Source organism: Moorena sp. SIO3A2 (assembly GCF_010672265.1).
GTDB lineage: Bacteria > Cyanobacteriota > Cyanobacteriia > Cyanobacteriales > Coleofasciculaceae > Moorena > Moorena producens.
The window spans coordinates 1-12,633 of the sequence record NZ_JAAHHC010000064.1 but is presented as its reverse complement, the minus strand read 5'-3'; the positions used below and the strand labels follow the sequence as shown (position 1 = coordinate 12,633).

18 protein-coding genes are annotated in these 12,633 nt (G+C 44.7%); 10 read left to right on the top strand and 8 right to left on the bottom strand.

Going from position 1 to position 12,633, the window contains the following annotated elements; genetic code table 11:
* Window positions 1–21: 21 nt before the first annotated feature.
* Together F6K64_RS34105 and F6K64_RS34100 are read right to left on the bottom strand one after the other, a co-directional pair.
* Window positions 22–159: a hypothetical protein gene (locus F6K64_RS34105; RefSeq protein ID WP_154659796.1), complete on the bottom strand. Its 138-nt coding sequence runs from the start codon at window positions 157–159 to the stop codon at window positions 22–24.
* Window positions 160–266: 107 nt separating this feature from the next.
* Complete coding sequence (locus tag F6K64_RS34100; protein ID WP_154659797.1) at window positions 267–446, bottom strand: hypothetical protein; 180 nt, start codon at window positions 444–446, stop codon at window positions 267–269.
* A 303-nt stretch (window positions 447–749) separates the two neighbouring features.
* Between F6K64_RS34100 and F6K64_RS34095 the strand changes: the two genes are divergently transcribed.
* The 3 genes from F6K64_RS34095 to F6K64_RS34085 all read left to right on the top strand — a co-directional run bounded on the left by F6K64_RS34095 (window position 750) and on the right by F6K64_RS34085 (window position 2,511).
* Window positions 750–1,334: a thioredoxin family protein gene (locus F6K64_RS34095; RefSeq protein ID WP_008184625.1), complete on the top strand. Its 585-nt coding sequence runs from the start codon at window positions 750–752 to the stop codon at window positions 1,332–1,334.
* 510 nt (window positions 1,335–1,844) lie between these two features.
* Complete coding sequence (locus F6K64_RS34090) at window positions 1,845–2,105, top strand: hypothetical protein (RefSeq protein WP_008184627.1); 261 nt, start codon at window positions 1,845–1,847, stop codon at window positions 2,103–2,105.
* Window positions 2,098–2,511: a pepsin/retropepsin-like aspartic protease family protein gene (locus tag F6K64_RS34085; protein ID WP_287267730.1), complete on the top strand. Its 414-nt coding sequence runs from the start codon at window positions 2,098–2,100 to the stop codon at window positions 2,509–2,511. Before F6K64_RS34090 ends, F6K64_RS34085 begins: the two co-directional genes overlap by 8 nt.
* A 152-nt stretch (window positions 2,512–2,663) precedes the next feature.
* On the opposite strand, the gene F6K64_RS34080 is transcribed toward F6K64_RS34085, so the two are convergent.
* On the bottom strand, window positions 2,664–3,038 hold the full coding sequence (locus tag F6K64_RS34080; RefSeq protein ID WP_165691884.1) for a winged helix-turn-helix transcriptional regulator: 375 nt from the start codon (window positions 3,036–3,038) through the stop codon (window positions 2,664–2,666).
* A gap of 135 nt (window positions 3,039–3,173) precedes the next feature.
* Between F6K64_RS34080 and F6K64_RS34075 the strand changes: the two genes are divergently transcribed.
* The 4 genes from F6K64_RS34075 to F6K64_RS34060 all read left to right on the top strand — a co-directional run bounded on the left by F6K64_RS34075 (window position 3,174) and on the right by F6K64_RS34060 (window position 7,644).
* A complete protein-coding gene (locus tag F6K64_RS34075; RefSeq protein WP_287267729.1) occupies window positions 3,174–3,791 on the top strand; it encodes an NAD(P)H-dependent oxidoreductase in 618 nt (205 codons plus the stop codon).
* A 39-nt stretch (window positions 3,792–3,830) separates the two neighbouring features.
* Window positions 3,831–4,550 (top strand): glutathione S-transferase family protein, encoded by a 720-nt coding sequence (locus tag F6K64_RS34070; protein WP_287267728.1) that lies wholly within the window; start codon window positions 3,831–3,833, stop codon window positions 4,548–4,550.
* A gap of 537 nt (window positions 4,551–5,087) precedes the next feature.
* On the top strand, window positions 5,088–6,851 hold the full coding sequence (locus F6K64_RS34065; protein WP_287267726.1) for a mechanosensitive ion channel domain-containing protein: 1,764 nt from the start codon (window positions 5,088–5,090) through the stop codon (window positions 6,849–6,851).
* Between the two features lie 100 nt (window positions 6,852–6,951).
* Entirely contained in the window at window positions 6,952–7,644 is a 693-nt protein-coding gene (locus tag F6K64_RS34060) for a CPBP family intramembrane glutamic endopeptidase (protein ID WP_008184641.1), read from the top strand.
* 207 nt (window positions 7,645–7,851) lie between these two features.
* Here the strand turns inward: F6K64_RS34060 and queD are convergent, their stop codons facing one another.
* Window positions 7,852–8,274, bottom strand: a complete 423-nt coding sequence (gene queD, locus F6K64_RS34055; RefSeq protein ID WP_131827399.1) for a 6-carboxytetrahydropterin synthase QueD — start codon at window positions 8,272–8,274, stop codon at window positions 7,852–7,854.
* A gap of 388 nt (window positions 8,275–8,662) precedes the next feature.
* Here queD and fumC point away from each other — a divergent pair, with 388 nt between their 5' ends.
* A complete protein-coding gene (fumC, locus tag F6K64_RS34050; protein ID WP_008184647.1) occupies window positions 8,663–10,057 on the top strand; it encodes a class II fumarate hydratase in 1,395 nt (464 codons plus the stop codon).
* Between the two features lie 177 nt (window positions 10,058–10,234).
* Here the strand turns inward: fumC and F6K64_RS34045 are convergent, their stop codons facing one another.
* Window positions 10,235–10,453, bottom strand: a complete 219-nt coding sequence (locus F6K64_RS34045; protein WP_287263787.1) for a hypothetical protein — start codon at window positions 10,451–10,453, stop codon at window positions 10,235–10,237.
* A gap of 108 nt (window positions 10,454–10,561) precedes the next feature.
* Between F6K64_RS34045 and F6K64_RS34040 the strand changes: the two genes are divergently transcribed.
* Window positions 10,562–10,882, top strand: a complete 321-nt coding sequence (locus tag F6K64_RS34040) for a hypothetical protein (protein WP_008184649.1) — start codon at window positions 10,562–10,564, stop codon at window positions 10,880–10,882.
* Here the strand turns inward: F6K64_RS34040 and F6K64_RS34035 are convergent.
* Window positions 10,867–11,076 (bottom strand): hypothetical protein, encoded by a 210-nt coding sequence (locus F6K64_RS34035; RefSeq protein ID WP_287252102.1) that lies wholly within the window; start codon window positions 11,074–11,076, stop codon window positions 10,867–10,869. The two genes, F6K64_RS34040 and F6K64_RS34035, sit on opposite strands and share 16 nt — an antisense overlap.
* Before the next feature lie 206 nt (window positions 11,077–11,282).
* Window positions 11,283–12,314: a cation diffusion facilitator family transporter gene (locus tag F6K64_RS34030; protein ID WP_008184650.1), complete on the bottom strand. Its 1,032-nt coding sequence runs from the start codon at window positions 12,312–12,314 to the stop codon at window positions 11,283–11,285.
* Between the two features lie 12 nt (window positions 12,315–12,326).
* On the opposite strand from F6K64_RS34030, the gene F6K64_RS34025 reads away from it, so the two are divergent.
* Window positions 12,327–12,458, top strand: a complete 132-nt coding sequence (locus F6K64_RS34025) for a hypothetical protein (protein WP_267872036.1) — start codon at window positions 12,327–12,329, stop codon at window positions 12,456–12,458.
* Here the strand turns inward: F6K64_RS34025 and F6K64_RS34020 are convergent.
* The gene (locus F6K64_RS34020; RefSeq protein ID WP_287267725.1) at window positions 12,437–12,631 is read right to left on the bottom strand and encodes a hypothetical protein; all 195 of its coding nucleotides are present in this window, start codon (window positions 12,629–12,631) and stop codon (window positions 12,437–12,439) included. The genes F6K64_RS34025 and F6K64_RS34020 overlap by 22 nt on opposite strands.
* Window positions 12,632–12,633: the final 2 nt, after the last annotated feature.

Here is a 12,633-nt window from a genome sequence, read left to right as displayed (position 1 = left end):
TTCTACCATGAGTGACTACTGCTAACCCTTAGGGTTCCCTCCCTTGGGCAACGGTTGTGCTTTCCAAGGGTAGCGCGTTCGCGTAGCGTGGCCGAAAGGCCATTGTTTTATGACAAGGGTTTGATAGGGATCTTCATCTTTTACTCGCCTTTGCTGCAACACCTGAAACAGTCATTCCCATTCATCATCGGTAACCGCTGGCACCAGAATCTTCCGTTCCTTTCTGATTACCTTTTCCAAACAACTCCCTCTTGGAAGTGGATATATTATACCACGTTTTTTTGGTTGAAGGTTGAAGGTTGGTTGATTGAAGGTTGGTTGATTGAAGGTTGGTTGGTTGAAGGTTGGTTGATTGAAGGTTGGTTGGTTGAAGGTTGGTTGGTTGAAGGTGGTTTGGTTGAAGGTTGAAGAGGGTTTGCTGGTTTGGTTCTGGGTCGGATTACCATATATAGCAGAAGTCAGAAGTCAGAAGTCATTTGTCAGAAGTCAAACTCTTGCGCTTACAAAGGGTGTGAGACTTTTGTCATGTCCTAACTGCCCTGGCGACTGCTATAGCACTACCCATTCAGATGTTTGACATTCCTAAACTCCGAAACTTAGTCATAGCTTACTTGCGGACTTGCGGACTTGCGGACTTGCGGACTTGCGCGTAGCGCTATATCAGATCATAGCCGTTGCCATGGGATCTGATATGGTAGGCAAGGTTAGAAGAATATAAGTTGTCACCGCAATAGTTTAGGAGTAAAACGATGGCACTAGTTAACTCGACAATGTTGTCCTTAGGTACCAAAGCACCAGAGTTTCAGTTACCGGATGCGGTTTCTGGGGAGACGATTTCCTTAGACACCTTTGCCGGTAAGCAGGGGTTACTGGTCATGTTTATCTGCCGCCATTGTCCTTTTGTTAAACATGTACAGGGAGAATTGGCTAAGCTAGGGAAAGACTATGCCGATGCTAATATCGGTATGGTGGCGATTAGCGCTAATGATGCCGATAATTACCCGGATGATGCTCCCGATAAACTTAAGGAAATGGCTCAGGAGCTGGGATTCACTTTTCCCTTCTGTCATGATCAAAGTCAGGAAACCGCTCAGACCTATACAGCTGCTTGTACCCCAGATTTTTTTGTATTCGATGCTAACCAAGAGCTAGTTTACCGAGGTCAATTGGATGATAGTCGTCCTAGTAATGGGATACCAGTTACCGGTAAGGATTTACGAGCAGCTATTGATGCGGTGCTAGGGTCGCAACCAGTGAATTCTGAGCAAAAGCCTAGTATTGGTTGCAATATTAAGTGGAAACCGGGGAATGAACCGGCTTATTTTGGTGTTTGAGATGTTTCTGAATTGAGAATGAAGAATGAAGAATGAAGAATGTAGAATGTAGAATGTAGAATGTAGAATGTAGAATTAATAATTTATAAGAATGTAGAATGTAGAATGTAGAATGCAGAATTCAGGGTGTTGCTGAATCAAGGAATGAATAGAAGTAGAGTGGGCATCCTGCCCGCCCGAAAATATATTGAAACTGGCAAGATGCCAGTTCCACGCCTGATGCCCATTCCACAGGTGCGACCCAAGGCCGCGAGGGATTGCTCGCGGCCTTGGAGGCGCGCACCTACTCTTAAAATCATTCCATTATTAAGCAACGCCGAATGCCGAATTCTAAATTCTAAATTCTAAATTCTAAATTCTAAATTCTAAATTCTAAATTCTAAATTCTAAATTCTAAATTCTAAATTCTAAATTCTAAATTCTAAATTCTAAATTCTAAATTCTAAATTCTACATTCTACATTCTAAATTCTACATTCTACCTATAGCATTTTCATTTGAGAGAACCAATATGTCCCTCAGCGAACTTTTACCCACGGTTAGTAAACTATCTCATCAAGATAAACTTCGACTCATCCACTTTCTTCTCCTTGCAGTTGCTAAAGAAGAAGGATGTAGCCTAGAATCTGTTGAAGATAGTGATTCTGAAAACGTGCTTCTGAATCAGTTGGCATCAACTGAAGCTGTGTTCTGGTCTCCTCAGGCAGATCACGAGGCAGTTCAAGCCTTGTCAGATCTTCTGGTAGCAGCACAGGAAGCAGCCAATGGTTGATGGTCAACGTTTTTCATTCACAGAGCGAACCGATAGCCTTGGGCGATCGAGCATCATGCCATATTTACCCTTGATTCTCAGTTTGGGGAACCGTTCTCTAGAAGTGATGGCATTGTTGGATACCGGTGCAAGTGTCAATGTTCTGCCTTACGAGATTGGCGTACAGCTAGGGGCAGTCTGGGAGAACCAAACCATCTCCATTCCCTTGAGTGGGAACTTGGCTCAAAGTCAGGCACGAGGATTGGTTATTTCGGGTACAGTTGCTTCGTTTTCGCCTGTTTTGCTGGCATTTGCTTGGACTCAATCCAAAGACGTGCCTGTAATTCTCGGACACATGAACTTTTTCGCGGAATTCAACGTGTGTTTTTATCGGCACCAGTTAGCTTTTGAGGTTTACCCAAGATAAAAACCAATTAATAGTATGACAAAATATAGCATTTTTATTTGAGATGTAAACATAGGATTGATAGAAAAAGCGATACAGCGATGCATCGCTACTCTCGACTCCCATTAACCCCAAGGGCGGGTTACCTCACCGAATTGAGAACTGCTAAAAGATTAGATATTATATTCCTCTGCCCATTTCTTTAGCTCCTCCAGAAATCTGAGGGCTGTTCGACCAAAATCTGTGATTTCATAGGCCACAGCAATGGGCTTGGTACTGATGACGTTACGCTTGACTAAGCCCGTATCCTCCATTTCTCTTAGCCGCTGGGTCACCATTTTTTTGCTAGCTCCGCCGATCTGGCGCGCCAGATCGTTGAATCGCATCGGGCCATCCTTGAGATGCCAAAGAATCGATCCTTTCCATTTGCCACCCAAAATCCTCATTCCACGCTCGATTGGACAGGGGCTGAGACAGGGGTCAATGGCTTTCTTGATGCGATCGCTATCGCTATTGGTTTTGATGTCGATATCGCTATCTGTTTCCATGTCCATGACGGAACTCATTTTTTATACCTGGTCACTAAACGTATACTAGTTGACTATAGTAACTTTAATTTTTACCATGAAGCAATACATGAAGCAATAACTGTACACATTATCTGATGGGGGGAAGTAATAGTCATGAAAACTTTGCTTTTGATTTTGGGCAAAGAGACTAAGGAGTTCGCCAAAGGCCGCTACAATCAAGGTCTTTTCGAGATAGCGGTGGAAATATTGAAAGATCAATACGAGCTACTCACCACTGTTGTGGAAGAAGGCTACAACATCCCAGAGGAGATTGCGAAATTCAAGCAAGCTGATGGGGTAATTTTTCAGTACCCAGTGTATTGGTTCATGATGCCGTCAATCCTGAAGCGTTACATAGACGATGTTTACGCCTATGGTGAGTTTTTCGGGCACAGTGATGGCTCATACGGATCGGGTGGCCTGATGAATGGCAAGAAATTCATGCTGTCTACTACATGGAATGCGCCCGCCGATGTTTTTAATAATCCCAATAGTTTCTTTGAAGGACGCTCACTAGAAGAGGTGCTGCTGCCCATGCGTAAAAGCCATGAGTTTTGTGGCTTCGAGGAATTGCCCCATTTCGCTTGCTACAACGTGATCAAAAATCCACAATTTGAGGCTGACCGAGACCGATACATCAGTCACCTAAAGATGGTGTTTCTTGACTCCGCCCATGATTTAGGTGTTGAAGTAGCCGAGCCTCTGTCTGCTCCGTGCTCCAAAACTCATTAAAACTTACTCAAGCGTCAATATCTCATCCAAAAAAAAATCATGACAAAACAACCTGAGATTCATCTCTACACCGCATCGACTATGAACGGATGGAAGCCGCTGATATTTCTTGAAGAAGCAGAAGTGGACTATGAGATGACCTATATTGACTTTTCCAAAAAAGAACAAAATTCAGACTGGTACAAGTCTCTTAACCCCAATGGGCGCATCCCGACCATCGTTGATCGTGGTAATGACGATTTTGTGGTTTTTGAGTCGGGTGCAATTCTTTGGTATCTAGCCAAGAAATATCAAAAGTTCCTTCCCGAGGGCGAAAAAGCTCGATCCCAAGCACTTCAGTGGCTGATGTTTCAGATGAGTGGCATTGGACCGATTATGGGTCAGGCGATGTACTTTCAGCGGATTGCTGAACCTCAAGGGCATCGTGATGAATTTGCCATCAAGCGCTATGGGACAGAATCACGCAGGCTGCTGGAAGTCTTGGATCAGCAGCTTGAGGGGAAAACTTACATCCTTGGCGATGACTTCACGATTGTAGATATGGCCACTTATCCTTGGGCACGAGCTTATTACTGGGCGAAAGTATCAGTGGATGGGCTGAATAACCTTCAAGCCTGGTTTGACCGTATTGATGCCAGACCTGCAACTCAACGTGCACTAGAGCTCCCCAAACCTTTTCCTGCCTTTTTTGGTAAAGGGGATGTGGCTGCGGCAGAAGCTGCTAATTCCGCACGTTTTCAAAGTGATGTTAAACCATAAGCCATGGATGATGGAAACAAAAATTAACACTCGGGGAAATAAAAATGTGATAACATCCTAGTCGTTGATCAGGCAAGATTGGGCAAAGCAAAATTTTTGTCCAAGGTGTTTGTTTGCCAAAAATGTTGGTAAACAATAAGCACATCCCTTGATTTGATCCCATAAAAGGCTATTTATATATTGTTGACTATTTAAAGTAAACTGTTAAATGTTAACTATGGATTGCCCCGGGATCTTAATTTCTTGGTTAGATAGAGAGAATTATAAAGGGATAAATTCTGTCAAAATTCCCCCGAATAGTTGGGGAAAATTCAGCTCCTATCCTGTTCTCATCTGCCCCCCTCAGTCTAAATCGAGCAATGTTACAGCCCTGCCGATTTTCGGGTGGTAAGGTCGGGAGCAACTGTTGACAGTTAACGGTTAACACTGAACAGTGAAAAAAACTATACACCTTACATCTTCTTTGATTAACACTGAAAAGTAAACCAAACTGTACAGGTCACATCGTCATTAACGTCTTATCAACACCAAAAACTAATGATTCGTTACCGACAAAAGAAAATTAGCATTTTGTTTGGGAGTCTCTTAATCCTTGGGACATGCTGGTTACCTGTCCAAGCTCAACAAAGCACTAATGCACCCAATCAGAAAGCAGTTACAACTGCAGATCCAACTATTCCGATTGAGGAGCTAGAGCTAATGCTCAAGCCCTTGACATTAGATGAGCTGGAGGGTGAAGCTAAAGGGTGGATGTTCTTGCTTAAAACTAAAGTTAAAGAACTCAGCGATGCGGAAATTGCTGTCAAGCGCAAAAATCGAGAGCTTGAACAATCTAAGGAAGCTGTTGATGCCCTAGAAGAGGCCAAAGAAGCTCTTGAGGAAGCGACAGAAACTAAAGAAAAAATAGAGACTGAGGCATCACCATCAGGTCGGGTTGAAGCTAATGACGCGGCGGAAGAAGCAAAGGAAGCTCTCGAAAAAGCTCAGAAGTCAGTAGAAGAAGCGGTCAAAGAAGAAGAAAAGACCCAGCAGGATAAAACCTTGCAGGGGGCAATTGATAAAGCAGTTGAAGGTACGGAAGAGGAGAAAGATAAAGCCAAAACCTCAGACGAGGAAGTTGCTAAGGTTCAAGAGCAGATTGGGACAATTAGCAACAAAGTCGTTACGGATGAACAACAGCAGAAAAAGACTGAACAGGGACTGGAAAAAGCTCAAGAAAAGATAGAAGAAGCGGTCGAGGCCAAGACCGAAGTTAAAAAGCAAGTACTGGTAAACATCACGAAACTGCGGGATGAACGGGCTGGTTTGAGCGAACGCTTTGAGGTGGTACTTGAAGAGCTGGAAACTAAAGGTGGTGATGTCGAGTTGTACAAAAAATACGTCAATGCCATCAGTGGGATTAAGGTTGACGTAACCGACACTCAAGGAACCTGGATTACCATTGTTGGCTGGCTCCAGTCTAAAGAAGGAGGTCAGCGCTGGGCCAATAACATTGGCAAATGTCTAGGAATCATTGCTGGCTTTAGCATCCTCTCGGTGATCTTAAGTACAGTCCTCGAGAAATCTTTGGGGATGTTCCCGAATATCTCAGTTATGCTGGGTCAGTTCTTGGTTACTCTAACCCGCCAAGGATTATTTGTGGTGGGTATTCTTGTAGGGATTACTGCCCTAGAGGTCAGTATTGGACCACTGATCGCTATGATTGGAGCTGCTGGTTTTGTGGTAGCGTTTGCGTTCCAAAGTACCCTCGGTAACTTGGCCAATGGGTTAATGATTTTACTCTATAAACCTTTCGATGTGGGGGATATCATTGAAGTAGCTGGGGTAAAAGGAAAGGTTCAAGATGTCAACTTAATTTGCACTACCATCAAGACTTCTCAAAATAAAATTATTATTGTGCCGAACAACTCAGTCTGGGGTAACGTTATCGAGAATGAAACCATTAGCCCCGTCCGCGCTATCTTTATTACAGTTAGGATCAGCTACGCCAATAGTATTACTGAAGCGATCCAAGTTCTTAAGGATATTGCCAACTCCCATCCTTTAGTATTGGAAGACCCTGGACCTTGGATTGATACCGGTGAATTGGCTGAATATGCTGTTAACATTTGGTTTATGGTATATACTAAAAGAGAGGATTACTGGACAGCCTATTGTGACCTCAGACAAATTATCAAAGAAAGATTTGAAGAAGAGGGAATTGTGATTCCACTGCCGAGCCAGGAAATATACATTAGCGAAACTATGGCTAAGGAAGAGGGCAGTATGGCAAAAAGGTTTAAAGACATGACGTTATCCTAGCTATACCCTTAGGAAAGTTGTACAACTGGCACAGAACGTACCGATAGTTTGCAGCAAAGCTTCTAGCATAACCAATAAAGTTACCACCGGAGAATTTTCAATGCTCAAGACTGACTCTGGTAAAAATCCACTATTGGCTTTGCTACTGCTAGTTCCTGCTGGGAGTATCGGTATAGCAATGGCACTATATATTGCTCCAGGATCATTAGGGCAGGCAATATTCTCATTTTGCAAAGTCTGGTTACTAGCACTGCCTCTTGCTTGGTTTTTCTGGGTGGATCGTGGCAAGTTACGTTTATCCTTGCCGAAGGGACAGGAGTTGTTGACTGGAACTATTTTGGGACTGGTGATGTTTGGGATCATCCTTGGGGCTTATTGGCTTTTTGGTCAGCACTGGATTGATCAGACGGATGTTCAAAGTCAAGCCCAAGAAGCTGGCATAACTAGTGCATACATTTATGTACTCGGGGCGATGTATTGGACTTTTATTAATGCCTTCCTGGAAGAGTATATCTGGCGTTGGTTTGTCTGGAGCAAGTGCCAGATTCTCATCCCCGGACTTGGGTCAGTATTGCTTTGTGCATTGCTGTTTACCCTCCATCACATTATTGCTTTAACCTTTTATACCCAGGATTGGCTGGTGGTCATACTTGGCTCATTAGGGGTGTTCATGGCTGGAGCGGTATGGTCGTGGTGCTATCTAACCTACCGTTCAATCTGGTCTGGTTATGTTAGTCATGTTCTTGCAGATTTAGCGATCGCATTTGTCGGTTGGCAACTCCTATTCGGGTAGCTAAGCTGTTGACTCAGGATAATTATATAGCGTATTTTAAGCTAGTAAGGTACATTTGTTGGCTTTTAGGGAGCAGGGAGCAGGGAGCAGGGAGCATAAATTAGTGAAGTCCGAAGAGGAAAAAGGTAAAATTTTTTGTACCTCATGATGCTAAAAACCGCTATAGCACTACGCCTTCAGATGTTTGACATTACTAAACTCCGAAACTTAGTCATAGCTTACTTCTGACTTCTGACTTCTGACTTCTGACTTCTGACTTCTGCTATATCGCGTACCAGAGGTACAGGTTTCTTGAATTTCAACGGCATACAATCCCGGTAAACCTGCTTCTTCAAGTCGCTCAAAAACCCACTTGGCGATCGCTTCACTAGTAGGATTCTCCAAGCCGGTTGTCTCATTGAGGTAATAATGATCCAAAAAGTTATCCAACAGAGGCTTGAGATAGGTCTTGATATCTCCATAGTCCATTATCATCCCCTGTTTGGAACCCTCCTCAATCAGTTGATTACCTTTGACATAAACTCGCCCCACCCAGCTATGGCCATGTAACCGACTACATTTGCCGTCATGATGGGGAAGGCGATGAGCAGCTTCAAACCGAAACTCCTTGTAAATTAACCATTCTTCCATCATTAATAATTAAGAATTTAGAATTTAGAATTTAGAATTTAGAATTAATAATTAATAATTTAGAATTTATCTTACACTTATTATATAAAAAACTCTATTGAGTTGAAACTAACTATAAGAGGTAATCTATACAAAGATAACAGGTAACAGTCTAAACTAGAGCCGATTGGTCTTGGTTTTTATGATAAATTAAGATTGGTTTTAATGATTGATTTGGAAATCATAATCAAGTTTTAATACAGCCATAAACGATTACCAAAGTTGCTGATATCTATCGCCATTTTAAACATAGCATGAAGTACCATAAAAGCCATGCATCCCTACTCCCTACTCCCTACTCCCCGTGCTATACCATAAACGAAGGAAGCAAGGGGAGTTGATATCACTGATGACTAAGATGCGAACAGAAACCGATAGCATGGGGGAAATCGAAGTTCCTGCTAATCGGTATTGGGGCGCTCAAACTCAGCGATCGCTAAAATATTTCTCGATTGGACAAGACTTTATCCCTCCGGAAGTCATAACAGCGATGGCTATTCTGAAAAAAGCGGCTGCTCTGACTAACTGTGAACTGGGTAAACTACCAGAGGATAAAGCTCAGTTAATCATTGAAGCAGCAACAGAGGTCATCGAAGGCCAGCTAGACGGTAACTTCCCTCTCCGTGTTTGGATGACTGGTAGTGGTACCCAGTGCAACATGAACGTGAACGAGGTGATTGCTAATCGTGCTATTGAACTAGCTGGGGGGGTGATGGGTAGCAAAAAACCCATTCATCCCAATGACCACGTCAATATGTCCCAATCTTCTAATGATACCTTTCCCACGGCCATGCACATCGCGTCAGCGGTAGCGCTTCATGAGGGACTGATGCCCAAAGTCAAGAAAATGCGGGATGCTCTAGAGGAGAAAGCGAAAGCATGGGATAATATAGCAAAAATTGGGCGCACTCACCTTCAAGATGCTGTACCGTTAACCTTGGGTCAAGAGTTTTCCGGTTACGTTGCCCAGCTAGATGCTAATTTAGCACGGATAGACTCTGTGCTTCCTGGCTTATACGAGTTGGCGATTGGTGGAACCGCTGTCGGCACTGGCTTAAATGCTGGCAAGGGGTTTGCTGAAAAGGCTGCTGAGCATATTGCTAAGTTGACCGGCTTGCCCTTTGTGTCTGCTCCTAACAAGTTTGCGGCTCTAGCAGCTCATGATGACATGGTTATGGCTAGCGGTGCCCTGAAAACCCTAGGGTGCTCGTTATTGAAGATTGCTAATGATATCCGTTTCCTAGGGTGTGGACCACGGTGCGGATTTGGAGAACTGAAACTGCCATCCAATGAGCCAGGGTCTTCGATTATGCCAGGGAAAGTTAATCCGACCCAGTGCGAAGCGATGACTATGGCTGCTACTCAGGTGATGGGCTACGATAGTGCGATCGCATTTGCTGGTGCTCAGGGGCACTTTGAGTTGAACACCTTTAAGCCGATGATTGTGTTCAACTTGCTCCAATCTGTCCATCTACTTGCTGACAGCTGCAACAATTTCACTGACTTCCTGCTGAAGGGACTGGAACCGAATCGAGAGAAAATCCAGTATTTCCTGGAACAGTCCCTGATGCTAGTGACTGCTTTGAGTCCAATCATCGGTTACGACAAAGCCGCAGAAGTGGCGCACCATGCTTCTGAGAAGAACCTTACCCTGAAAGCAGCTTGCCTAGAATTAGGCTATGTTTCTGCTACTGAGTTTGACCAGATTGTTGATCCCTATCGGATGGCTTATCCCTTTGATTAGCTTCTTAGGGAGTCGGGAGTAGGGAGTAGGGAGTCGGGAGTCGGGAGAAGATTGTGGGGAGAGGGGGGAGACTTGTAAATGCTATATTGAGCAATTCCCAATGTCTGTGAAACCTTTGAGTATAAACTGATAAGGAAATGTGTAAGTATTCAGCTATCAGCTCTCAGCTCTCAGCTCTCAGCTTTTGAATAAGCGATGCAGAGGTGCGACCCGTGGCGAATTTAATTCGACGACTGTAAGCGCACCTAAGCGGTCTTGGGGGTTTCCCCCACTCGCGCTTTGCATCAAGACAACAAGTAAGCATTGGAATAATGCTGAGTGAAGTCCCAGCATCGTTCGCACAGCGTGGCCATTCGCGTAGCGTGGCCGAAAGGCCAAGGCCAAAGCCTGTGCCAAAAAGCTGTTAGCGTAGCGTGAGCCTAATGCTGACGGCTGACGGCTGTTCGCGTAGCGTGAGCTTTTAGCTCACGGCTGAATGCTTACGATAATATTAGCAATTTTAAAATGTTTGATTTTAATATCCTATGTGATTTCTCCCGTAACCATTGTGTAGCGATCTGTGCCATTTTAGTTCCTGCTAACTTGCTGCTGACCTTGCAAACCATCATCTTTACTGTGATTGGTTATCCCCAAGTTCAGGTGCGGAAAGCTGCTTTAGTTGCGTGCATCCCAGCTTTTGCAATGCTATTCCATGTGTATAGTTGGTTGATGATTGGAGTAGTGATGGCTCCCACCTACATTCTGTTTACTTTAGCAGCTGTCTGCTTAAGTATTAATTTTTGGGCAATAAACTATTATAGTAGATTAGTTTATTCGAGAGAATAGGGAATCGGGAATCGGGAATCGGGAATCGGGAATCGGGAATCGGGAATCGGGAACAGTGCGTAGGGTGCGTTAGGGGCGGACTTGCCCTCATCTTCAACCTTGTAGCCAGCGTTGAGATAGTCCGCCCCGTAACGCACCACTAAGGCAAGAGGCAAGAGGCAAGAGGCAAGAGGCAAAAAATTGGAGTGGTACACAGCTAGTGATTTTAGCTCCCGAAACCTTACGGTGCGCGTTCCCTAGCGCTTTGAAAAAGCGCGGGGTCGCACCGCTACCAGACCTGGGCTAAACCACTACATCTTTATCACTAACCGACTCCCAATTCCCGATTCCCGACTCCCGACTCCCGACTCCCGACTCCCGACTCCCGACTCCCTACTCCCGACTCCCGACTCCCGACTCCCTACTCCCCATCTGGTTCATCTTTACCGTTCATTTGTTGGTTTCGGTTCGAGCCATTCCATCGTAAGGATGCTGTTAAATCATCATCGATGTGGAAAATAGCTTGTACGGGTCCGTAGCGTTCTTGAATTCCTCCCTGAATCCGTTCAGCAATCAGGGAAATGACTCCTGAAAACTCTGGATGCACTACCAAATGCATTTCAACATACATGAAGCGTCCTACAACACCCCGGCACTGAATTTGATCACAGCGAGTGACACCTCCAACTTGATGGGCTATGTGAGCGATCGCTTCTGGATCAATGGGATTTTGTTTGACTAGCAGGGGCAATTGCCAGTTGATAACTTGCCAACAATTTGCCCCGGCAAAGAGCACCAGCACACTACTCAACAGTGGATCCAGCCATAGGAAACCTTGGGAAACGCCCCAAAGCCCACCGAGTACTAGTATAGTTAAGCCCACATCCTGAAGCATTTGAGCCGCCTGAAAGCGTAGGGTAGGACTCCTGACCACTCTAGCTTGGTAAACCATCAGGCAAGACCAACCAAGGCTCATGGCTAATACTGCTCCCAACAGCTGTACTAAGGGTAAACTGAGCCGGACACCAATAGTTAAGGTTCCTCCCTGAATCAGGGTTAGTAACTGCTGAGAGGACAGTAAGCACAAATTTCCCCCAGCAAAGCCAAAAAAGGCAATTAGCACAAAGGTAATCACCGTTTCCCGTTTACCATGACCATAGACTGACAGATCTGGCGAATTGTCAAAGGTAGTGATCATCAGCAAATTGACAAGGGTATTAAAGCAAATTAATAGGGTGAACAGAGATTCCCCCATCAGACTGAGCGATTGGGTAGCCCAAGCTGCTGACACCTTGACTGATAAAACAAACAAGCTGAGCCAGAGGGTAATGAATAAGACCAGACGACTAGTCTGATCGCGGTTTGGTCCTTCGGTCATGGCCTGAAGGTAACAGATGTCGATTACCTTCACATTATCTTGGATTACCCTATTATTTATTTGGGCATCAGGCAATTATGCCATTTTATGGCAGTTCTTAATGGTTTTGGGGAGTCGGGAGTCGGGAGTCGGGGTAAGCGGTCAGCGGTCAGCGGTCAGCGGTCAGTAGTCAGCCGTCAGCCGTCAGCGGTCAGCGGTCAGCCTTTAGCCTTTAGCTGAAAACTGTTCGCGTAGCGTGGGCGTAGCGCTAATCGCTGATAGCTAATCGCTGATAGCTGATAGCTGATAGCTGATAGCTGATAGCTGATAGCTGATAGCTGATAGCTGATAGCTGATAGCTGATAGCTGATAGCTGATAGCTGATAGCTGATAGCTGATAGCTGATAGCTGATAG

Coding starts and splice junctions, on each gene's coding strand:
- F6K64_RS34100 (WP_154659797.1), bottom strand. CDS start 446: ATGGTAATCCGACCCAGAACCAAACCAGCAAACCCTCTTCAACCTTCA.
- queD (WP_131827399.1), bottom strand. CDS start 8,274: ATGGAAGAATGGTTAATTTACAAGGAGTTTCGGTTTGAAGCTGCTCAT.
- F6K64_RS34025 (WP_267872036.1), top strand. CDS start 12,327: ATGGCAGTTCTTAATGGTTTTGGGGAGTCGGGAGTCGGGAGTCGGGGT.
- F6K64_RS34085 (WP_287267730.1), top strand. CDS start 2,098: ATGGTTGATGGTCAACGTTTTTCATTCACAGAGCGAACCGATAGCCTT.
- F6K64_RS34090 (WP_008184627.1), top strand. CDS start 1,845: ATGTCCCTCAGCGAACTTTTACCCACGGTTAGTAAACTATCTCATCAA.
- F6K64_RS34095 (WP_008184625.1), top strand. CDS start 750: ATGGCACTAGTTAACTCGACAATGTTGTCCTTAGGTACCAAAGCACCA.
- fumC (WP_008184647.1), top strand. CDS start 8,663: ATGACTAAGATGCGAACAGAAACCGATAGCATGGGGGAAATCGAAGTT.
- F6K64_RS34060 (WP_008184641.1), top strand. CDS start 6,952: ATGCTCAAGACTGACTCTGGTAAAAATCCACTATTGGCTTTGCTACTG.
- F6K64_RS34075 (WP_287267729.1), top strand. CDS start 3,174: ATGAAAACTTTGCTTTTGATTTTGGGCAAAGAGACTAAGGAGTTCGCC.
- F6K64_RS34040 (WP_008184649.1), top strand. CDS start 10,562: ATGTTTGATTTTAATATCCTATGTGATTTCTCCCGTAACCATTGTGTA.
- F6K64_RS34080 (WP_165691884.1), bottom strand. CDS start 3,038: ATGGAAACAGATAGCGATATCGACATCAAAACCAATAGCGATAGCGAT.
- F6K64_RS34065 (WP_287267726.1), top strand. CDS start 5,088: ATGATTCGTTACCGACAAAAGAAAATTAGCATTTTGTTTGGGAGTCTC.
- F6K64_RS34070 (WP_287267728.1), top strand. CDS start 3,831: ATGACAAAACAACCTGAGATTCATCTCTACACCGCATCGACTATGAAC.